22 protein-coding genes and 1 pseudogene are annotated in these 20406 nt (G+C 42.3%); 18 read left to right on the top strand and 5 right to left on the bottom strand.

Annotated elements, in window-relative coordinates; genetic code table 11:
• The 14 genes and pseudogenes from PU629_RS14335 to amrB all read left to right on the top strand — a co-directional run bounded on the left by PU629_RS14335 (position 1) and on the right by amrB (position 12816).
• Entirely contained in the window at positions 1–960 is a 960-nt protein-coding gene (locus PU629_RS14335; protein WP_275284434.1) for a biotin--[acetyl-CoA-carboxylase] ligase, read from the top strand.
• A 248-nt stretch (positions 961–1208) separates the two neighbouring features.
• The gene (gene panB / locus PU629_RS14330) at positions 1209–2042 is read left to right on the top strand and encodes a 3-methyl-2-oxobutanoate hydroxymethyltransferase (RefSeq protein WP_275280747.1); all 834 of its coding nucleotides are present in this window, start codon (positions 1209–1211) and stop codon (positions 2040–2042) included.
• Position 2043: 1 nt separating this feature from the next.
• Complete coding sequence (gene panC / locus PU629_RS14325; protein WP_275280746.1) at positions 2044–2898, top strand: pantoate--beta-alanine ligase; 855 nt, start codon at positions 2044–2046, stop codon at positions 2896–2898.
• A gap of 2 nt (positions 2899–2900) precedes the next feature.
• Positions 2901–3287, top strand: a complete 387-nt coding sequence (panD, locus tag PU629_RS14320; protein WP_275280745.1) for an aspartate 1-decarboxylase — start codon at positions 2901–2903, stop codon at positions 3285–3287.
• Positions 3288–3367: 80 nt separating this feature from the next.
• Entirely contained in the window at positions 3368–4213 is an 846-nt protein-coding gene (locus tag PU629_RS14315) for a ComEC/Rec2 family competence protein (protein WP_275280744.1), read from the top strand.
• A gap of 382 nt (positions 4214–4595) precedes the next feature.
• Complete coding sequence (locus PU629_RS14310; protein ID WP_275280743.1) at positions 4596–5093, top strand: PepSY domain-containing protein; 498 nt, start codon at positions 4596–4598, stop codon at positions 5091–5093.
• A 142-nt stretch (positions 5094–5235) separates the two neighbouring features.
• Positions 5236–5917 (top strand): annotated as a pseudogene (locus PU629_RS14305) (aminotransferase class I/II-fold pyridoxal phosphate-dependent enzyme); the annotation flags it as partial.
• A gap of 74 nt (positions 5918–5991) precedes the next feature.
• A complete protein-coding gene (gene asnS / locus PU629_RS14300; protein WP_275280742.1) occupies positions 5992–7287 on the top strand; it encodes an asparagine--tRNA ligase in 1296 nt (431 codons plus the stop codon).
• Between the two features lie 217 nt (positions 7288–7504).
• Complete coding sequence (locus tag PU629_RS14295; protein WP_275280741.1) at positions 7505–8203, top strand: DnaD domain-containing protein; 699 nt, start codon at positions 7505–7507, stop codon at positions 8201–8203.
• Positions 8204–8230: 27 nt separating this feature from the next.
• Complete coding sequence (nth, locus tag PU629_RS14290; protein WP_275280740.1) at positions 8231–8902, top strand: endonuclease III; 672 nt, start codon at positions 8231–8233, stop codon at positions 8900–8902.
• Between the two features lie 102 nt (positions 8903–9004).
• Positions 9005–9514, top strand: a complete 510-nt coding sequence (locus tag PU629_RS14285; RefSeq protein ID WP_275280739.1) for a YpoC family protein — start codon at positions 9005–9007, stop codon at positions 9512–9514.
• A 62-nt stretch (positions 9515–9576) separates the two neighbouring features.
• Positions 9577–10848: a glycoside hydrolase family 18 protein gene (locus PU629_RS14280; protein ID WP_275280738.1), complete on the top strand. Its 1272-nt coding sequence runs from the start codon at positions 9577–9579 to the stop codon at positions 10846–10848.
• Positions 10849–11412: 564 nt separating this feature from the next.
• Positions 11413–11865: a P-loop nucleotide/nucleoside kinase family protein gene (locus PU629_RS14275; RefSeq protein WP_275280737.1), complete on the top strand. Its 453-nt coding sequence runs from the start codon at positions 11413–11415 to the stop codon at positions 11863–11865.
• Positions 11866–11997: 132 nt separating this feature from the next.
• The gene (gene amrB / locus PU629_RS14270; protein WP_275280736.1) at positions 11998–12816 is read left to right on the top strand and encodes an AmmeMemoRadiSam system protein B; all 819 of its coding nucleotides are present in this window, start codon (positions 11998–12000) and stop codon (positions 12814–12816) included.
• A gap of 521 nt (positions 12817–13337) precedes the next feature.
• Here amrB and PU629_RS14265 read toward each other — a convergent pair.
• A complete protein-coding gene (locus PU629_RS14265; protein WP_275280735.1) occupies positions 13338–16100 on the bottom strand; it encodes a penicillin-binding protein 1A in 2763 nt (920 codons plus the stop codon).
• A gap of 49 nt (positions 16101–16149) precedes the next feature.
• A complete protein-coding gene (gene recU, locus PU629_RS14260; protein ID WP_275280734.1) occupies positions 16150–16737 on the bottom strand; it encodes a Holliday junction resolvase RecU in 588 nt (195 codons plus the stop codon).
• A 314-nt stretch (positions 16738–17051) separates the two neighbouring features.
• On the opposite strand from recU, the gene PU629_RS14255 reads away from it, so the two are divergent.
• From PU629_RS14255 to PU629_RS14245, 3 genes are all read left to right on the top strand, one after another.
• Complete coding sequence (locus PU629_RS14255) at positions 17052–17351, top strand: hypothetical protein (RefSeq protein ID WP_275280733.1); 300 nt, start codon at positions 17052–17054, stop codon at positions 17349–17351.
• An 80-nt stretch (positions 17352–17431) separates the two neighbouring features.
• Positions 17432–17803, top strand: a complete 372-nt coding sequence (locus PU629_RS14250; RefSeq protein WP_275280732.1) for a YppE family protein — start codon at positions 17432–17434, stop codon at positions 17801–17803.
• A gap of 84 nt (positions 17804–17887) precedes the next feature.
• A complete protein-coding gene (locus PU629_RS14245) occupies positions 17888–18094 on the top strand; it encodes a DUF1657 domain-containing protein (RefSeq protein ID WP_275280731.1) in 207 nt (68 codons plus the stop codon).
• Positions 18095–18138: 44 nt separating this feature from the next.
• On the opposite strand, the gene PU629_RS14240 is transcribed toward PU629_RS14245, so the two are convergent.
• Positions 18139–18498: a DUF4363 family protein gene (locus tag PU629_RS14240; RefSeq protein WP_275280730.1), complete on the bottom strand. Its 360-nt coding sequence runs from the start codon at positions 18496–18498 to the stop codon at positions 18139–18141.
• A 122-nt stretch (positions 18499–18620) separates the two neighbouring features.
• Here PU629_RS14240 and PU629_RS14235 point away from each other — a divergent pair, with 122 nt between their 5' ends.
• Positions 18621–19481 (top strand): DUF421 domain-containing protein, encoded by an 861-nt coding sequence (locus PU629_RS14235; protein WP_275280729.1) that lies wholly within the window; start codon positions 18621–18623, stop codon positions 19479–19481.
• On the opposite strand, the gene PU629_RS14230 is transcribed toward PU629_RS14235, so the two are convergent.
• Both PU629_RS14230 and PU629_RS14225 read right to left on the bottom strand, forming a co-directional pair.
• On the bottom strand, positions 19482–19685 hold the full coding sequence (locus tag PU629_RS14230) for a hypothetical protein (RefSeq protein ID WP_275280728.1): 204 nt from the start codon (positions 19683–19685) through the stop codon (positions 19482–19484). It abuts the gene before it with no gap.
• Between the two features lie 107 nt (positions 19686–19792).
• Positions 19793–20314 (bottom strand): hypothetical protein, encoded by a 522-nt coding sequence (locus tag PU629_RS14225; protein ID WP_275280727.1) that lies wholly within the window; start codon positions 20312–20314, stop codon positions 19793–19795.
• Positions 20315–20406 lie beyond the last annotated feature (92 nt).

Below are 20406 nucleotides of genomic sequence, written 5' to 3'. Positions count from 1 at the left end.
ATGCTTTTAAAAAATCAAGATACACATATAAGCGGTCAGGCGATTTCCGAACAATTGGGCGTCTCTCGAACGGCGGTTTGGAAGCAAATTCAAGGATTAATCGAGTTAGGGTATGAAATCGAATCCGTTCAGAAGTTAGGCTATCGTCTTATCCGGACACCTGATGTTCTGACAGAGGCAGAGATTGAAGACCAGCTAGAGACTGAATTTCTTGGCAGATCTTTACATATTCATGAATCCATTCCTTCAACGCAGAAACTGGCTCACTATCTTGCTGAAGATAAAGCGGTTCACGGAACTGTTATATTAGCTGAGGAGCAAACCGGGGGCAGAGGGCGTCTTGGACGTACTTGGCATTCTCCAAAAGGGACAGGGATCTGGATGAGCCTCATTTTGCGACCGGATCTCCCCATCCACAAAACGCCTCAATTGACCTTGCTTGCTGCTGTCTGTGTAGCAAGAGCGGTTCAAAAAGTAACAGGGGTGACGCTTGAAATTAAATGGCCTAATGATTTGCTCTACAAGGAGCGCAAACTTGTCGGAATCCTGACCGAACTGCAGGCGGAGGAAGGGACAGTCAAGTCGGTCATTATTGGTATTGGGATGAATGTGAATACCACCCGCGACCAAGTCCCAGAAGACATCGCCTCTATTGCCACTTCTCTTAAGCAAATTCTGGGGCACTCTGTTTCACGTCCAGCATTAGTAGCGGCTATTTTAAATGAGTTAGAAAGCTTGTATACCGTTTATATTGAAGAAGGCTTCCACGTTATTAAATTACTTTGGGAAAGCTATGCGATTAGCCATGGCCGGCTCATGTATGCGCGAACCGTAAAAGGAACCGTCATAAAAGGCATGTCCAAAGGCATCACGGATGATGGGATTCTGCTTCTTGAAGACGAAGAAGGAAACACTCACCATATTTATTCAGCTGATATTGACCTGTCTAAAGAAGAGTGAACGGTCCAAAATCCGAGTTAAATAATGAAGTCAAGCCATTTAAGGTTAAAATGTGTTATAATTTGGTTCGGACGGTATCCGTAAAAGGAACTGTACCTGTTTGTTAGTAAAAAAATGTCTACAAAGGTCTGCCTTGATCCTAAGAAGGACATGGACAGAGGATGTCTTCTGCTGCCCTTCTTACTCATTTTGGTAAGGAGTTTTTCTAATGCAGAGAAGTACTTCCTCTAAGAAAAGGAGGAAGAAAGATGAAGAGTACGGCTGCTTTTAAGAAAATGAAGCTGGATAATGACAAAATTGCAATGCTTACCGCTTACGATTATCCCGCTGCGAAGATTGCACAAGACGCAGGAGTGGATCTGATCTTGGTGGGAGATTCTCTTGGTATGGTGGCATTGGGCTATGATTCCACAGTTCCCGTTACGCTTGAAGACATGCTGCTCCATTCAAAAGCCGTTCGTCGAGGAGCACCCAATACGTTTGTCGTGACCGATATGCCTTTTATGACGTATCACTCGAGCGTCAGTGAAACGTTAGCCAATGCAAGCAGGCTAATCCAAGAAGGCGGAACCAATGCGGTAAAGCTTGAGGGCGCTGGCATTGTTCTTGAGATGATTGACCGTCTAACAATGGCGGGTGTTCCGGTTGTCGCCCATTTAGGTCTTACCCCTCAATCAGTCGGCGTTCTAGGCGGATTCAAAGTTCAAGGAAAAGATATCGAGCAAGCGAAGCAGTTGTTAAGTGATGCGAAAGCCGCAGAGCAAGCCGGAGCCTTCATGCTGGTTCTTGAATGTGTTCCACAACAGCTCGCAGCCAAAGTTTCTGAAGCGCTTAACATTCCGGTTATCGGGATCGGTGCAGGTCATGAGACGGATGGACAAGTGCTTGTCTATCATGATGTCATTGGTTATGGAGGTCACCGTGCTCCAAAGTTCGTCAAGCAATATGCGAATATAACTGAAACGATTCAACAAGGCATTGAAGCCTATATTAAAGATGTCAAATCAGTGGCTTTTCCAGGTGAAGAGCATGCTTTTAATATAAAAGATGAAACCCTGCAGGCCTTATACGGAGGAAAATAACGTGAAAGTCATAAAGAATGCGCAAGAGATCCAGCGGTTCGTGTTAGAGCAAAAAGCAAAAGGGCACAAAATTGGATTTGTTCCGACAATGGGCTTCTTGCATGAAGGCCATTTAAGCTTAATGCGTGAGGCAAAACGGACAACGGACATTAATGTTGTCAGTGTTTTTGTGAATCCAGCCCAATTCGGCCCCAATGAGGATTTTGAAACGTATCCAAGGGATTTTGAACATGACAAACAATTGGTCGAGGCTGCCGGGATGGATGTCCTTTTTTATCCAAGTGTTGAGGAGATTTATTCGGATCAAGACCTCATTCAAATGACGGTAACCAAGCGAACGAATGTCTTATGCGGAACGAGCCGTCCAGGTCATTTTGACGGAGTGGTTACCGTCTTAACGAAGCTCTTTCATCTTGTCCAGCCCTCTGTCGCTTATTTTGGGATGAAGGACGCTCAGCAGGTTGCCGTTGTCCAAGGACTCATTGATACTTTAAAATTCCCAATTCGCATTCAACGGGTTCAAACGGTTAGAGAGTCGGATGGATTAGCGAAGAGCTCAAGGAATGTCCGATTAAGTACGGATGAGCGTCAAGAGGCGCCTGTTATTTATCAAACGCTTCAATGGGGACGCGATTTGATGAAGCAAGAAGGCCTATCCATGAGTGAGGCGGAAAAAAGAGTTCGTGAAAAGCTTGAAGCAAGTCTTAAGCTTGGAAAAGTGGATTATTTAACGATTTTATCTTATCCCGAATTAGAGCCTAAAGAAACATCTGGGGAAAAGATTTTGGCGACAGCCGTCTTTTATAAGAATGTCCGGCTTATTGACAATATCATTATTTCACATCAGGAGGATTAAGCATGCTGCGAACATTTATGACAGGAAAGCTGCACAAAGCAACGGTAACAGAAGCGAATCTTAATTATGTAGGCAGTATTACAATTGATGAGGACCTAATGGATGCGGTAGGCTGGCTTGAGAATGAAAAGGTGCAAATTGTTAATAACAATAATGGTGAACGGATTGAGACCTATATTATTAAAGGCGAGCGTGGTTCAGGTACGATCTGCTTGAATGGAGCAGCCGCGCGCCGCTGTCAAGTTGGAGATAAAGTTATTATCATTTCCTATGCCATGCTCTCACAAGAAGAGTGGCTCCATCATGCTCCAACCGTTGTTTTTGTCGATGAAAACAATAAAATTATAGAACGCCAAGTGGCCAGCGAAAAAGCGGGCGTATTGGTCTAACTCGTTTAAACATTGTCATGAAAAGTTAATGGATAACTTTCCCCAATCGTTGCAAACTAGTCAAAGATTGGGGGTTTTTTATGGCTGTTACAATCAAGTGGATGGTCTTAATGATGGCATTGCTTATTTTTAGCGTGCCTCTTAGTCCTGTTAATTCTGCAAAAGCAAAAATTGATTCCATTGATTTTGAATTAGATCCGGATGAAATTGCCATTACCTTCTTAAATGTTCCTGAGGGTGAAGCGGCGTTAGTTCAATCTCCAACGGATGCGGTGTTAATTGATACAGGTGGCCCTCATTCGTTTGATGCTCTTCTGGAGCAGCTAAAGCTCTACAGGGTTGCCCATATTCACACGTTAATTTTAACCAATCACCAAAAGGCATTTCGCAGTCATGTGCTTGCCTTAACTCGGCATTTTAAAGTGTCGTCCGTTATGACAAGCGGTTTAATTAAAAAAGATATTTTAATTCCAGATTTGCCCCTTTCAATATATGATGTTTGGACAGGAACAAAAGAACATGAAATTTTGCCAAATGTCTATATTCAAAAGCAAAGCGAGAGCCCTGAAGGCGATCTTAATTTTTATATCCGTTATGGGCAAAATCGATTACTCTATTTAAGTAATCAAGAAGCCTTTGAAAAATCACTTAGCAAAAAGCATAGCGCTGTTTCTGCACGAATCGTCAAACTATCAAACTTCGGCCAAAGAGCGTTCAAATCCCCTTTGACGCTTCAAAAAATGGATCCGGAAGTGGCTGTCCTATATAAAGGCAAGAATAAGACACTGAATGAAGAGCTTGTTGAAGAGTTGTCGAATGCTATGATTGAGACTTTTAATATTGCCCAGGTGGGAAATGTCACCTTTAAAATGTCAAGAGAGCATTATGAAATGATGACGATGACAGAAGCAGAAGAAAATGAATAAGTCAATTTATCCAAACAAACGTTTTTAATTTTTCTTGTCGAGTGCCGCTACTGTGAATGAAAAGTTGTGCTATAATAAAGCTTGTTTTGAAAAAAAAAAACGAAACCCTCTGCTTTAGAAGGCTTCGTTTTATAAAAAAGGTGTAGGTTAGAGAATGATCCCTTGGTTGGGTACCTATAGTTTCACCGTCTTTCGGTAAACTATGACTAACATATTTTGACCAACAAAATCATGAATAAAACGCCTTACATAGGGATGCTTTAGGGAAGTCAAAGAAGCGATCCTTCTCGTCCTTGTAACGTCAGTCGTATGAAAAAGCAGGGTTTGGAAATTTAAGGCTGTGGCATACAGCCATTTAATGTGAGTAAGTGAGTGATTGCAGTTGAAACGAATTGTCTATGGAGTGGTCCTTCTTATTATTATTTTGTTTATTTGGCAGTTGGTGGCGATCTTTCATCACATCGAAGCCACTAAGCAGCAAAAGGTAAACAAAGCCACACAAATCGTGAAAAAGCACTTCCATGTCAAAACCATTCTGTCGGTTTCAGAATATCGGGGAGATACTTCCTATGAGGTCGTCAAAACGGAACTGACCAACAAAGTCAAAGTTTGGGTGTTCGTCCAAGAACCTTTTAAAAAGAAAGTGCCGATGTCCGTCCCTGTTTCAGTCGGCTACTCAAAGAAGGAGATTCTCCAAGCCTTTATGAAACATGTCTCTTATAAAAAACTTGTATCCGCGAATTTAGGTCTTATCCATCGTTCAAGACCAGTTTGGGAACTTGTGTATGTAGAGCCGAACGGTGATTACGTTTTTAGCTATTTTGATTATTATTCAGGCAAATCGGTGGGAAACCCTATTGCTTTTAGTCATCTTCAATGATCAATTGAAGGAGAAGGCAAGTGAGAGAACTTTCGACACGTGTTCAATCGATCACCTCTTCATCGACCTTGGGATCACAGCAAAGACGGCTCGATTGAAACAAGAGGGGTGTGACGTCATTGGCTTAGGAGCGGGTGAACCAGTTTTTAATTCACCAAGCAATCCGACGGGAATGATTTACAAAGGGGACGAACTGCTTGACATTGGACGCTTTTGTGTAGAACATAAGATTTGAATTGTGTCAGATGAGATTTATAATAAACTGATTTATGACGGAGCTCAATCGATTTCCATCGCAGAGCTATCGCCTGAATTTAAGGATCAGACTCTCGTATTAATGGACTTTCAAAATCCCATGCCATGCCAGGGTGGCGGATTGGGTTTGCCGCTGGGCCGCTTGACGTTATTAAGGCTATGGCAACATTGCAAGCCAAAGCACGCCCAATCCAACGTCAATCGCGCAATACGGAGCCCTAGAAGCCGACAGAGGCCCAAATACATGTGTTGAGGAGATGCGTCAAGCCTTTGAGGCAAGACTTCATTATGCTTTTGGGCGGCGCATTAATATACCCGGTCTTACCTGTATTAAGCCAAAGGGAGCTTTCGATTTATTCCCGAATGCCAAAAAAGCCGCCCATATGACTGGATTTGGTTCTGTTGATGAATGGGTGGAAGCATTGCTTTTCTAGGAGAAGATAGGGCTTGTTCCTGGATCAGGTTTTGGGGCGCCGGATTATATTCGCTTGTCTTATGCCACCTCAATTGATCAACTGAAGGAAGCCTTAGATCGCCTGCATCGGTTTATGGAAAATCATCTAGCTTAATGGTCATCATCCTTCACAATTGATAAATTCAGATGACTTTTGAACATTTAACAGTCAGAGTAGGAGTGAAAGTTATGCAAAAAACAACAATTGCAGAAGTGAAGCATTATGTCGAACAAGATGTGAAAATTGGAGCATGGCTTGCTAATAAACGCTCAAGCGGAAAAATTCAATTTTTACAACTTCGCGATGGGACAGGCTTTATACAAGGTGTCGTTGTGAAAAGTGAAGTATCTGAAGAAGCATGGGAAAGGGCCAGTTCGTTAACTCAAGAAAGCTCTTTATACATAATAGGAACAGTGAGAGAAGATCATCGTTCACCATCTGGCTATGAATTAACGGTCAAAGACGTTGAAGTCATTCAACTTGCTCACGACTATCCCATTACACCAAAAGAGCATGGTATTGAATTTTTAATGGACCATCGTCATTTATGGCTCCGTTCCAGCCGTCAACATGCCATTTTAAAAATTCGTAATGAAGTCATTCGGGCAACTTATGAATTCTTTAACAATAATGGATTTACAAAGGTGGACCCGCCGATACTTACAGGAAGCTCAGCGGAAGGAACAACGGACCTGTTCCATACGAAATATTTTGATCGTGATGCTTATTTGTCACAAAGCGGTCAGCTTTATATGGAAGCAGCAGCTATGGCATTTGGAAAAGTCTTTTCATTCGGGCCGACTTTCAGAGCGGAAAAATCGAAAACGCGTCGCCACTTGATTGAATTTTGGATGATTGAACCAGAGATGGCTTTTACCGATCATGAAGAAAGCTTAGTCATTCAAGAAAATTATGTGAGCTATATCGTGCAGTCGGTTCTTAAGAATTGCCAAATGGAGCTTAAGGCACTTGATCGTGATGTTTCAAAACTTGAAGCCATCCAAGCTCCATTCCCGCGGATTTCTTACGATGACGCCATCCAATTGCTTAAAGATAAAGGCTTTGACGATATTGACTGGGGCGATGATTTTGGTGCACCTCATGAGACCGCGATTGCCGAAAGCTTCGATAAGCCGGTCTTTATAACCAATTATCCAACCTCTATTAAAGCTTTCTATATGAAGCCGGATCCAAATCGAGAAGAGGTCGTTCTCTGTGCGGACCTCATCGCACCAGAAGGCTATGGCGAAATCATTGGGGGAAGTCAGCGGATTGATGATCTTTCTCTTCTTGAAGAGCGTTACAAAGAGCATAATCTGACGGATCCAGCCTATGAGTGGTACCTTGAACTACGCCGCTACGGGTCAGTCCCTCACAGCGGATTTGGTCTTGGTCTTGAAAGAACCGTTGCCTGGATATCCGGCACCGAGCACGTGCGTGAAACGATCCCATTCCCACGCCTGCTCAACCGCCTATACCCTTGATCAAACCAATAACCATCGAATCCTGCCCCCCATCAAAACCACCCGTTCATACACTGACGGGTGGTTTTTTTGAAACGGGGGGACGGTTCTTCCGTTTCACTGAAAAAGCTGGATTAAAGGGAGAGGTCCCGGTCCAAGCTTTGAAGAACAGGATGGGATTTTAAGGAGCACCTGTTAGACACTTAAGTGTGCTATAATAAGCTAGAGGTGTCGAACTATGGAGAAAAAAATGGTAGTCAATTGGTTAATCAATGGGACAATTACACTCCCAAAATTATTATTAGAGCATTATGCGAGCATTGGACTGAATGAGGAGGAAACCTTTATTCTGATCCATTTGCATGCTTTCCTTCAAGAGGGAAAAACCTTCCCGACACCGGACGAGCTGGCAGAGAGGATGACCTTAACCCCTGCTCAATGCGCCAATCAATTAAGGAATCTCGTTCAACGCGGATTCTTAAAAATAGAACAAAAAGCAAATGATGAGATGTACTCTGAACACTATTCTTTAGAACTTCTTTGGGAGCGCCTTTTGGACGATCAGCTTCTAAAAGAAAAAGATGAAACAGAAAAAGAAGATGAAGAAGCACTCTATACCATCTTCGAAAAAGAGTTTGGCAGACCCCTTTCACCGATTGAATGCGAGACATTAGCAATGTGGGTCGACCAGGATCATCACACGCCCCAACTCATAGTAGGGGCTTTAAGAGAAGCGGTTATTTCCGGCAAACTTAATTTTCGATATATTGACCGCATCTTGTTCGATTGGGGACGCAACGGAATTAAAACGCTTGAACAGGCAAAAGCACATGGAGAACGGATAAGAGGTCAAAAACGACGTCCTGCAAGCCAAACAACTCAAGCAGAGGGCACAAGCCAAACGGTTAAGATGTACAATTGGCTCGAGAACGATTAACCCTTTCAAAGCAAGGAGGGAGAGCAAATGCCGGTAACAAAAAAGACCATGCATGTTATTCTGGAGACCTTAAAGGAAATGTTTCCAGATGCCCATTGTGAACTCACACACAGCAATCCGTTTGAATTAACCATTGCTGTGCTTTTGAGCGCTCAATGTACGGATAAACTAGTGAATACAGTTACGCCAAAGCTGTTTGCCAAATACAAAACACCGTGGGATTATGTGTCGGTTCCCGTCGAGGAATTAGAGAATGATATTCGGCGGATCGGTCTCTTCAGAAATAAGGCCAAAAATATTCAAAAACTTTGCCAAGCCCTTATAGATGAGTATCATGGCGAACTTCCAAGCAGCCATGAAGAATTGGTGAAGCTTGCCGGAGTAGGACGAAAAACAGCCAATGTGGTCGTCTCAAACGCTTTTGGTGTTCCGGCTATTGCGGTCGATACCCACGTGGAACGCGTTAGCAAACGACTCGGCATTTGCCGCCAAAAGGACAGCGTTTTGGAGGTTGAGAAAACATTACAGAAAATGGTGCCGATCGAGGAATGGACCGATACGCATCATCGCTTGATCTTTTTTGGCCGCTATCATTGCACAGCCAAGAATCCAAACTGTCCAGAATGCCCATTGCTTGGTGTCTGCCGTGAAGGACAGAAACGCTTGAAAAAAGGTGACGTGATTCCTGTCGCTAAGTAATGGAGCGCTTGTGACGGTCAAACGCTCGCAAGGCTAGACGTGCTGCCAAACACAAGTGTACAGATAAGCACCTGATCGGTTTGCTGAGAGGAGGGGATGTTGATGGGGAAGTTAAAGGTTCCATCCGCATTTTTCATCGCGCCGTTTTATAAGGCGGGTGCAGAAATAGACGTTGACAATGTGGTTGCGTTAAAAGAGACGCTTCCTTTTTATTTTGATATTTGTTATGCGCTCAACATAGAGCTAGAGCAAGAATGGCCATGGTCAAGTGAGAAGGGGGCCGACCAGTGCTTGACCTATTGGAACGAACAAGCCCCCATTATTGAAAGCTTTTTTAATAAAAGAAAGACAAAAGCAGCGGCTCCTTTCATGGTCAAGGCAGTGGAAGCCTTTATTTGCTATCTCTATTGGAGTGAAGGAATTCCTGTCGATTTTTCTCAAATTGGGTTAGATGCCCTAAAAGAACGAAAGCTTGCCCCCGTTAACGTTTTGGAAAGGGTCTCATTTATCTGTGAGTCACCGAACCATTATCATGCCTACATCCAACTCACTTCTCTTTTTGATGAAGCAAAGAAAAAAAGGGCTCTTTATAAAATAAAACAAAAAGGCTAATCACTCGATCCCGGTTTAGGCATAGGATATCAACATGATGACATCATGAGGAGGATGTGTACATGAATGTTCATGTTGTATCAAGCGGGGATTCTCTATATAGCCTTGCCCAGAAATACGGCGTGTCACCAGACTCGATCCTAAGTACAAATAAATTGGCTAATCCTAATCAGTTAGTTTTAGGGGAGACGCTCCTGATCCCGACCCAAAATCAATACACGGTGCGTGAAGGCGATACGCTTTATAGCATTGCAAAAAAGTTTAATCTGAGCTTTCAAGCCTTATCTCAGGCGAATCCATCCTTAGCCAACCGCCCCTTATCACCAGGTGATGTGGTAAAATTACCGCCAAAACAAAAACAAACCATTATTACGAATGGATTTATTGAGCCTTTTGTTTCTGATGCTGTGGAACATTTCCAAGAAGCGGCAGAAGGACTCACCTATCTAACGGTCTTTAGTTACCATGTTGATGAAAAAGGGGCTTTAACGCCACCGGATGATGCTGCACTTTTGGCTGCTATTAAACAAACGAACGTCCAGCCGTTAATGGCGATTACTAACTTAAAAGAGAGTCAATTCGACAAAGATGTGGGCGCAAAGGTCCTGAACTCAAGATCTGTGCAAGACACCTTGATTCAAAATGTCTTAACGGTGCTTCGTTCAAAAGGCTACAGAGGGGTAAATGTTGATTTTGAATATTTGGGATCTGATCTTCGTGAAGCCTATAACCGCTTTATCAAACGATTGGCTGACCGGCTTCACCAAGAAGGCTATATTATCTCATCATCACTAGCACCAAAGACAAGCGGCCAGCAAGTCGGTGCGTGGTATGAATCCCATGATTACCAATTTCATGGCAAGGTTTGCGATTTCGTTGTGCTCATGACTTATGAATGGGGATGGAGCGGCGGACCGCCGATGCCAGTAAGCCCTATAACTGAGGTGGAAAAGGTTCTTAATTATGCGCTCTCCGTGATGCCCGCAAGACGCATTGTGATGAGTGTTCCGCTGTATGGCTATGATTGGACATTGCCTTATCAAAAAGGCGGGGAATTTGCTAAGGCACTCCGGGAGCGCCAAGCCGTCGCGCTTGCGGCAAAGTATAATACGGCCATCTCATTTGATCCGAAAGAGGCAAGTCCTTATTTCAGATATACGGACGAAAATGGGAAGCAGCACATTGTCTATTTTCCAGATTTACGGATGATGGAAGCGATGTTTGCTTTATGCGATCGCCTGAACTTGTCAGGGATTAGTTTTTGGAATCTAGCCTTCCAATACCCGGCAGTTTGGCCGTTTATTCGTGATTATTTTAATGTCAGAAAACGTTGAACAGACACTCCGAAATTGAGTCAGATAAACAAAAAAATCGGGATTGATGTATGTCCATAGCTCCTATTGTTGGATTTAAGAAGACCGTTAAAGGATTCCTTGACGGTCTTTTTACATCCCAAAATTTTTTTGAAATCCTGAAATAGATGTTTGGGCTAACGTAAAATCGGGAAAGAGTTAGTGATATTTGACTATTTATTGTCTTATTTGAAACTTTTCCTTAATTCCCCAGTAATAAAAGTTACCCAAATGTAATATTTGAGTTATAATAGTTTAAGTGAGTCAAGAGGATTCAGTCACGATCTCTTTAGCACGGGTTATCAATGAATCCGGGTTATTAGAGAAGTTAGAGATATAAGGAAGTCGATGAAATTAGAAGATAGAAGCTAAGATTAGGAATGCTATCCAAATTGTTGTTGTAGATCTTGTTATAAATCCATCATTTTGAGTTTGTTTTTTTCGTTTTAGTCAATTGCGGCAAGAAAATGGAGGAGCCTGTCACAAAGGGATAAGATATCTTTTGGGTGCCGGGCTGGATTCATTTAAGTAAAAGGAGAGAGATGAATGGCCACCCTTCATTTATTAATCGGTCTCCCTGGAAAATGTAAGACTTCCTTTGGTCAAGATCTTGAGGCGAGATACGATGCGCTTCATCTAAATCCAGCAGATTGGCAGAATCGCCTATTGGGAAATGATCTTGGAGATCCCGCTTCAACATTAGAAGAAAACCAGGGACTGAGACCTGAAACGTTAAAATCTCTTGTTCTGGAAAAAGCATCAAGTGCTTTAAAGAATGGCAAGGATGTCATTATTGACTTAGAGTGTTTAACCTGTGAGCAAAAAGACGAGTTCCATCATTTTGCCGATGAACTTGGTGTTGAGCTAACCCTTCATTATGTTGATATTCCTGAAGAGTTAGTGATCAGCAGCCTGAAAACGGGATTTATTGTTAATCCAGAAGAAACCTTTTTAATACCTGAAAAGAAAGTCAAAAAATGGTTAGAAACCATCTGCTGATAAAGGCATTATTTTTAATTATTTCACAAAATCTAATAACTAAAAACGGCCTAATTCTACTAAAATTGTTATAGTGGAAATAGGCCGTTTTTTCATTCGGTAAATAAGACTAATGAAAGGGGAGATAGGGGAATGGGACAACTTGTTTATGCCTGTATGACGCCGCATGGGGACGAAATTATTCCTGAACTAGCAGGGCAATTTGAAGAGAGGATGGCACGGACGCGTACCGCTATGATCGAATTAGGAAGCCGTGTGAACAGATCACAGCCAGATGTCCTTCTTGTTATAACACCGCACGGTACGAGAATCGATGGCCAATTCTCGATATCGGGGAGTGAAGCAATGGAAGGCGTGTCAGCTATAAATGGTCTCACATATAAAATGAAAAAAGAAGTGGACCGCTCCCTTGCGCAACAAATAAAAGAAGCGGCTGAAACAGAGAAGCTTCCGGTTGGTTTACTAAATTATGGAACATCGGAAGGCCCTTTATCGATTCTTCAATTAGACTGGGGAGCTATTGTGCCGCTACGATTCATGCCAAATGTGCCTGTTGTTGTTCTAACACCGTCCCGATTAATAGGTTATGAAGAACACCTTGCAATGGGGAAGGCGATTCGCCGCGCCATAGATTCAAGTGGAAAACGGGTCGCTTTAATTGCAAGCTGTGATTGGTCACACACACACGATGCAACAGGCCCTTACGGATTCCATGAAGAGGCAAAACGAGTTGATCAGAAAATCGTCGAGTGGGTAAAACAGGGCGATCTCGAAGCCTTGACAACAATCTCTGTTAAAGAAATTGAGGAAGCCAAACCTGATGGAATATGGCAATCATTGATATTAGCAGGCACTCTTCCGAAAGAAGGAAGGAAGGCAGAAGTCCTCTGCTATGAAGCACCTACCTATTTTGGACTATTAACCGCTGAATTTTATAACTTAGAATCTTAAGTGAAGCCCCATCGTAACCAAAAGGCGAATAGCTTCCCATGGCGCGTTTTACGGTGCCACCACCAAATGAATGAAAATGGGGATCAGTGGACCTTCTCGGATAAAAGGTCCACCTTCTTGGATTTTTAGTAGACCTTCTCGGATTTTTCGCCAACCTTCTGGGTTAATTGGTAGACCTTCTTGGGATTTTGGCTAATCTGCCGTGGGTCAGTGGACCTTCTCGGATAAAAGGTCCACCTTCTTGGATTTTTAGCAGACCTTCTCGGATTTTTCGCCAACCTTCTGGGTTAATTGGTAGACCTTCTCGGATTTTTCGCCAAGCTTCTCGGATAATTGGTAGACCTTCTTGGGATTTTGGCTAATCTGCCGTGGGGCAGTGGACCTTCTCGGATATTCTGCAGACCATTCAAATAGCCGATTAGTCATTGTCATTTTGATAATAGGCACTAGCATATGAGCTCATTTCTTCATGAAAAGAGGCTGCCCTTATTGGGACAGCCTCTTTGACTTATTTTTGTTAACTATGGTCTATGGTCGGCGTGATTGATTCCGACTGGATCATTAGCAATGGATGAACTTTGGGTGGAGGTTCCTTGAGTCTGATTGGAAGTTCCTGTAGTCCCGGTTCCTGTAGTTCCGGTTCCTGTAGTGCCAGTACTGTTACTATCGCCAGTTCCCGTGCCAGAGTTCCCGTTTCCATTGCCATTGTTTTCATTTCCGTTGCTATTGTCATTGCCATTCCCATTGTTTCCATCGTTCCCATTTCCGTTCCCGTTGTTTCCGGTATCACCATTTCCATTGTTGCCATTGTCTCCATTGTTTCCTGGAGTTGGAGGTGTGGCGCCAGGGATGCTAATAGTGACTTTCACTGGATCACTCTTCTTGTTCTTAGAAGCGTCTGACGGGTCCGTGTAAATAGCGATAACCTGGAATTCATAGTCGGTACCCGGTTGCAAATTATTTACGGTAAAGGACGTCTGGTCAGATGTGCCAATAGGTTGGAATCCGCTGCTTGTATTTTGATCGATTTCATAGCTGATGTCTTGTTTACTATTGTAGCCCCAGTTAAGCTGAACCGTATTAGACTTATCATCATAGCTCGCTTTTAAACTGGAAACAGGGCTTAGCTTTTGATATTTAGTTGACACTTTAGATGGTTCTGTTCCTTTTACATAAAGGCCTGTTATGATATCACTCTTTGGTGTTGTGTCACTTGCCAGAAGGCCAGTGCTCTTTTCAACGGATGCCCGAACCACTGAATTTGGCATACTCCAGTAGGGGGTATTTTTGGATGTGACAGCTTTCATGACATCTCCAAACAGGACAGAAGCAATCTTTGTCGCATTATCTGTTAAAACAATTCCATCACTGGATGTTGGTTTGCTTGGCTTAACATACCCCGTCCAGACAGAGGTTGTGACAGTTGGTGAATACCCGGTAAACCATTCATCCACGTTCCCATGTTGGACCTCCCAGGAAGATAAATGATATTTCTTAGCCAAGTCATCGGATACGTTCGTTGATCCTGATTTTCCGACAATCGGATAACCAGCAAGACTTGGTCCTGAGTAAGTGGTTGGCGTTTGTGTCACATCTTTTAGCATATCTGTAATCATGTAGGCTGTATAATCGTGAACGGCTACATGCTCATCGTGATCTAATGTGACTTTGCGCCCATCTGGATAATCAATCGATGTTATCGCATGGGGGGCATTGTAGACGCCGTTATTCCCGTAAGTCGCATAAGCGCCGGCAATCTCTAATGGGTTGGCTGTAAAAGAACCAATCGCATAGGATTCGACATAAGTCTTTGGATTAAAATTAATACCAAGCTTTTTATCATAGGCAATAATTTTACTTTTACCAATTGTGTTATCTAACTCATTGAGCGTTTTAACAGCTGGAACGTTCCGTGAGTAAGCTAAGGCGCGTTCCATTGTCAAATTACCCCAATAGGTTCCATCCCATTCGCCAACGGTTAGATCGGTTCCCGCATATTTATAAGGCTCATCTTGAAGGGTATGGGTAGTCGGCCATTTTAAATATTCAATCGCTGGACCATAATCCACAAGAGGCTTGGCGGTTGACCCGACTTGATTGCCGGTTCCATTGTAAGTGTCACCAGCTAAAGCCCAGTTGGTGCCGTTCGTATAGTGACGTCCGCCGCCAATACCTAAAATGGCACCTGTTTTCGTGTCAATGGATGCGATGCCTGCTTGAATATTTTTCTTAGCAGATGAGAAGTTACTATCATCATTTAAAGCATTCTCAATTGTGTTTTGAACTTTTTTGTCAATCGTCGTATGAATGGCTAAACCGCCTTGATAGAAATCGGTTTCGCTGATTTGTTTTCCTTTACCTACATATTGGGACTCAATCAAATTCAGCACGGCATCGTAATTGCGTTGCTTCTTAGTCGTCGTGTTTGTCTTTAACATATCTTTGATTGAGACTTTCTTAGCCGCATCCGCTTGGTCCTGAGTAATCACTTTGTTCTTAACCATAAGATCGAGAACCAAGTCGCGGCGCTGCTTGGCGGCTGTTGGGTTGCTCGACGGGTCATAATAGCTTGGGGCTTTTGGCAATGCCGCAAGCATGGCCGCTTGTGCCAGCCCTTTACTTGTTTTATCCGATATTTTACTAACGGAAATCCCGTAATAGTTTTCTGAAGCCGTTCCGACCCCATAAGAGTGACTTCCAAGGAAAATGGTATTTAAGTACATTTCAAGAATTTGATCCTTGGAATACTTTTGTTCTAATCGAATGGCCAAATAGGCTTCTTGAACTTTACGTGTTAACGTTTTTTGGGAGGTCAAAATATCATTTTTGACGACCTGCTGGGTAATGGTACTTCCCCCTTGGGAGCCAAATCCGCCTTTAAAGTTGGCGAGGATAGCCCCTCCGATTCGATAGGGGTCAATCCCAAAGTGAGAGTAGAAACGAGTGTCCTCGGTTGAGATAAACGCTTCTCTTACAATGTTAGGAATTTGATTGATCGGCGCATAGACACGATCATCACTGCCTACTGTCGTCATTAAAGAGCCATCTTTGAAATAGATCTTTGACGCGACAGGTGTTTTTAATTCGGATGCCTTTAGTGGCGGGGCACCGTGAATCATGGCAGCGACAGCGATGATTCCAGAGATAATACATAAAATGAAAACAGCAAGGATGGACAGAAAGATTCGTTTAACGGTTTTTTTCTGATTCGACTTGCTTGAAGCTTGTTTTTTGTTATTATTCATCGCCCGCCGGCGTTCTGTCCGTGATTTGTAATCAGGCATTTTTACATCTACCTTTCTAAACAGACTCACTAAACCATTCGTTATCTAGTCAAAAATAAAGACGGTCAATGGCTTTTATGTAATCAAGTCTAGGATTGAGACCTATAGAAATAGGTTGTCCATTTGTGACAATCATTTTCTTAGGAATTGATTTTCGGCCACCTTTTTGTTGGTCCTTCCAAAATGCAATCACAAGATCGGCATCAAGTAAGTAAGGGGATTGATCGTCAGCGAATTTGACAATAATAAACGAGATACCTTGGTGTGCTTTCACTTGTTCCATGTGAGTCACTTGATGTTCATGAAAATTCTGTAACGGCAATGATGTTTTATTTTTCGTTTCCTTGGCTTCAAAGTCAATGTAATGTCCTCTATACACCCCATTGTAATCAGTAGTTGATGGTTTTTTAAAATAGGCCTCCGTGATCTTAGCAGCGCTTCGCTTCGGGTAGTCAACGTTGACAATTTGGACGGGGGTTGGTTTCTTATGTACCAGACAGATCCCTTGTTCCCTATAAAAAGCATTGGTTAAGTTAAGATCGTCCTCTAGAGTCATGCCACGGTTTCCGTAATTAACATTAGAGGATAGTTGATTCAAGAAGTCAACCTTTTTGCCATTTGGATATCGAATAGCCACGGGTGTCCTCCTTTAACAGTGATATCTCATTATACCTTATTTCAATAAAATAATTCTTAACAATTGATGACAATTGATACGCTTAATAGAAGTAACTCTCTTTTCTAGAGACGGTTTCGGGTTAGATAAGTTTCATTTCTTTTGAGCGAAAAAGGCAGGCCTAAAAAATGCCTTTTCTGTCAAATGAACTATTAAAAAAAGAAAAACGAGCACTTTCTTTGACGAATCAAAACTTGTTTTGTCGCTTGTGAAGGATGTCTCTAAATTAAAACGAATTATAAAAACTAATCTATTTTTTAGAGGAGGCTTTTCTCATGAATCAAGACTCTAATACAGGAATGTCGATTGAAATGTTTATGAATAGAATGGATTTGCTTGAATTAAAACTGGATCAAGTTGAACGAAAGCTCTCTAATAAGGCAGACGATGTTGTCAATATCCAGCTGCTGCAGCATCGTCGCGAATTAGAGGAGATCTACTCAACAGTTGAAAAAATTGAAGGGCATCTTAAGATCATCGATGCAGAACTAAGCCAATTAACGCAAGCTATGCCGGAAAAACAGTCGATGCAAAAGAACCATCGTTCCCGTCGAGTTAAGGCAGTCCTAACGTAAAAAAATAAATAACCGATAGCGGTTATAAAAAAAGTGAGATTTTAATAAGGATTTGATACACTCATAGTGGAGGTGCCGCTATGAATGATCAACAGCTCGCTCGTTTAAAGGCGATAACCGAAGAATTGAGGCAGATTGGCCGCGACTGCCATGATCAGTTTTTGAATCGGACAAGCGCAGCCGATTATAAGGTTGATTTTTTTGGAGAGGTCAAGCCATATGCCGAACATGTGACGGAGCTCCTTAAGGAATGGCAGCCTCTTGCTATGCAATGGATCCGTGAAGCCAAGCCCCGATACATCTTTGTGCCGCAATTATTAGATGCGGATGAAAATTTGACCATTGTATCGGTTACCGCTTTTCAAAAAGATACACGCAAAAAGCGTTTTTTAAATACGATCAGTGCGATTGAACACACGTTAACAACGATGCTTGACCAACTCGGGTCTTGAAATCGCCCTAAGAACAGGATCCTCTTCCGGAGTTTGATTAACTTTTGTCACGAAAGGACATATTAAACGGTGAGGTGATTTGGGGTGACGACTTATCAACAGCTCCTTCAGACGATTGGGCAGCTAAAAAGCATTGAGGCAAGCTTAGAGTTGTTCTCGATGGAAACACAAGATAAGCAGGCTGCCCAAATTTTTAAGGAGGCTTATGACGAAGCCACCAAGATTGTAGAAGCTCTTGAGGTTCGTCAGATGCAAATGGAAAAAGAAGAACCTCAATTTAAAACGTTTTAAACAAAAATGAAGCCGTCCAATGTGGAGGGCTTCATTTTTACTTTTTAGGGTGAATAAATGAGTTTAACTTGTGACTTTATGGCTGATATCCAAACAAGCGTTTGAGCTTTGTCGTGGGCCTTGACAGCGCCATTTAGTTTGGAAAGGTCACTCAACATAGGGTTATATTCGTTTTGATTAGAGAGAAGCTGATATTTCCATAAGCGGGCCTCACAATATTTTTTTAAAGCATGAGTGCGTGAGTTTGCTTCACTCCAGTTTTTCTGTTGGGTCGCCTGTTCGATAAGCTGAAGTTGTTTCATTTCATTAGCTTGACCTTTTGCAAAGGACGTGGTTTGGGGCAGCCAGAAACAAATACCTAAGAGAACACTGATACCCATTTTTACAAAAGCTAAACGGTTCATGGTTTTCCTCCTAAATTATTGTATCTTTTTTTTAGTATGTCCAAATACTAAAGATACAACAGGGCCTTTTGGAGTGAGCAGGGCCCTTGGAAAACTTGAATTTAGATGTTGGAGGAACACACATGCCTGACTATCTTTTGATTATCCTGCGCTGCGTGTTTGCTTTTTTCTTCCTTTTGTTGATCTGCAGGATCTTAGGGAAAAGGCAAATATCGCAGCTGACCTTTTTTGACTATGTAGTGGGTATTGCTATTGGCTCGATTACCGCAAATCTATCGGTTAATTTAGGGGTAAGCTGGTTGGATGGAGCCATTGGTTTGGCCACTTGGGGTATCCTTCCGTTCATTTTAGTTTTGCTATCCCTTCTCTTTAGACCGATACGTTATTTAGTTGAAGGAAAGCCAACGGTTCTTATCGAAAACGGTAAAATACAGGAGAAAAATCTGTTCAAATCTAAAATATCCCTGGATGAATTAATGCTTCAGCTTAGACAGCATAACGCTTTTAAGCTTTCCGATGTCGAGCTCGCTGTTTTTGAAACGAACGGTGCGATTAGCGTTATGAAGAAAACTATGGAGAGCCCTGTTACGCCCAATCAGCTTAATATGACCCTTGAAGCAGATAAGAAACCGGAAGTGGTGATCAGCCAAGGGAAAATCGTTCAAAAAGCATTGGATGATACAGGATTTACTAAGGAATGGCTCATAGGTGAACTGGGTAAGAAAGGCGTCTTAGATCTTAAGGATGTTTATGCTGCTCAAGTTGATTCAAAAGGTCAGCTCTACATCGATTTTGTCAATGACCAAAAGAACAACTCAGCTTCAAGTGAAAGACAGGCCGTAATGGCGAAATTGAAAAAGGTAGCGGCTGATTTGGACCTCTATGCACTCGATACGGATAATCAAGGGGCAAAAGAACTTTACAAAAATGAAGCAGCGAACATCAAATCCTTAAAATCTAAATTGGAGTCTTATCTTAAATAATTAATGCTTTGAGATAATGAATTGGATGAGCACAAACAAAAAATAAGGGATGCCAGCCATTAATAGAACCTTGTACATGAGATCCGTTAAAAGGTGAATCATTTCTTCCGGGGACAAGCTTTGAAAGTGAAGGAGCTTGTCCACCCATTTTTTTGCAGCTTTCTGACGAGTGGATGGTTTAGAATAAAACGATTTGATGGTCATTGGAGTCCCTCCTAGTAAAAAAATAGAATTAGTAAAACATATGAGAGTTAATAGAGTTTATTACTAGTTTTTTAATGATTGAAGAGACTAAGAAAAAAAGCTGCCACTTAAGGGGATGGATTCATTTCCCGTGTGACAGCTTTTTCTATGTAGCTTTTTGGGTTAAAGGCTTTTTTTTGATAAGCGCGCAAGGTTTGACCAAATTGCTTTAAGGTGAGCTGGTCGAGTTCGCCAAACCCTCCAGCGCCTTTTAGAGAGATCAGTCGATTATTGAAGACAGGATAAACGCTTTGCATCCCCGTTGTTAATTGAAAGAAGGGAGTCCCATCAATATTACGTAAGAAAAGAACATAATGACCTTCTGCAAATTCGCCTGGATACTCATTATTAAGAGGGGATTTGGCAGGCGGAAGCGGGTCTAAACCCGTTAAAAGGATACGGATCTTTGTCAAATTCTTTCCTTTCCAAACCTGCTTAATGGTGAAAAACTGCACCGTGTTAACGAATTCATAGCCATCTTTTACCTGATGTAATTTCCATTTTTCGTGTGCAGGATGGAAATTCCCTTCGACAATAAGATCCGATTGGGTCAATAAGTCACTGACAGTAGATGCGGGTTGATAGTTCAAGCTATCGCTCTTAGGGTCGAAGGCGAAGCTAGTCTGACACAGCCAGATACTTAGTAAAATAGAAAGCCCTAAAGTCTTTCTCCAGTTCACGG

Origin of the sequence: Pullulanibacillus sp. KACC 23026 (assembly GCF_029094525.1) — a bacterium.
Classification (GTDB): Bacteria; Bacillota; Bacilli; order Bacillales; family Sporolactobacillaceae; genus KACC-23026.
The sequence above is the reverse complement of the archived record's forward strand: the minus strand, read 5'-3'. Positions and strand labels throughout refer to the sequence as shown.

Coding starts and splice junctions, on each gene's coding strand:
- panB (WP_275280747.1), top strand. CDS start 1,209: ATGAAGAGTACGGCTGCTTTTAAGAAAATGAAGCTGGATAATGACAAA.
- PU629_RS14315 (WP_275280744.1), top strand. CDS start 3,368: ATGGCTGTTACAATCAAGTGGATGGTCTTAATGATGGCATTGCTTATT.
- amrB (WP_275280736.1), top strand. CDS start 11,998: ATGGGACAACTTGTTTATGCCTGTATGACGCCGCATGGGGACGAAATT.
- PU629_RS14250 (WP_275280732.1), top strand. CDS start 17,432: ATGAATGATCAACAGCTCGCTCGTTTAAAGGCGATAACCGAAGAATTG.
- PU629_RS14295 (WP_275280741.1), top strand. CDS start 7,505: ATGGAGAAAAAAATGGTAGTCAATTGGTTAATCAATGGGACAATTACA.
- PU629_RS14230 (WP_275280728.1), bottom strand. CDS start 19,685: ATGACCATCAAATCGTTTTATTCTAAACCATCCACTCGTCAGAAAGCT.
- panD (WP_275280745.1), top strand. CDS start 2,901: ATGCTGCGAACATTTATGACAGGAAAGCTGCACAAAGCAACGGTAACA.
- asnS (WP_275280742.1), top strand. CDS start 5,992: ATGCAAAAAACAACAATTGCAGAAGTGAAGCATTATGTCGAACAAGAT.
- PU629_RS14275 (WP_275280737.1), top strand. CDS start 11,413: ATGGCCACCCTTCATTTATTAATCGGTCTCCCTGGAAAATGTAAGACT.
- PU629_RS14285 (WP_275280739.1), top strand. CDS start 9,005: ATGGGGAAGTTAAAGGTTCCATCCGCATTTTTCATCGCGCCGTTTTAT.
- PU629_RS14335 (WP_275284434.1), top strand. CDS start 1: ATGCTTTTAAAAAATCAAGATACACATATAAGCGGTCAGGCGATTTCC.
- PU629_RS14280 (WP_275280738.1), top strand. CDS start 9,577: ATGAATGTTCATGTTGTATCAAGCGGGGATTCTCTATATAGCCTTGCC.
- nth (WP_275280740.1), top strand. CDS start 8,231: ATGCCGGTAACAAAAAAGACCATGCATGTTATTCTGGAGACCTTAAAG.
- PU629_RS14235 (WP_275280729.1), top strand. CDS start 18,621: ATGCCTGACTATCTTTTGATTATCCTGCGCTGCGTGTTTGCTTTTTTC.
- PU629_RS14240 (WP_275280730.1), bottom strand. CDS start 18,498: ATGAACCGTTTAGCTTTTGTAAAAATGGGTATCAGTGTTCTCTTAGGT.
- PU629_RS14265 (WP_275280735.1), bottom strand. CDS start 16,100: ATGCCTGATTACAAATCACGGACAGAACGCCGGCGGGCGATGAATAAT.
- PU629_RS14255 (WP_275280733.1), top strand. CDS start 17,052: ATGAATCAAGACTCTAATACAGGAATGTCGATTGAAATGTTTATGAAT.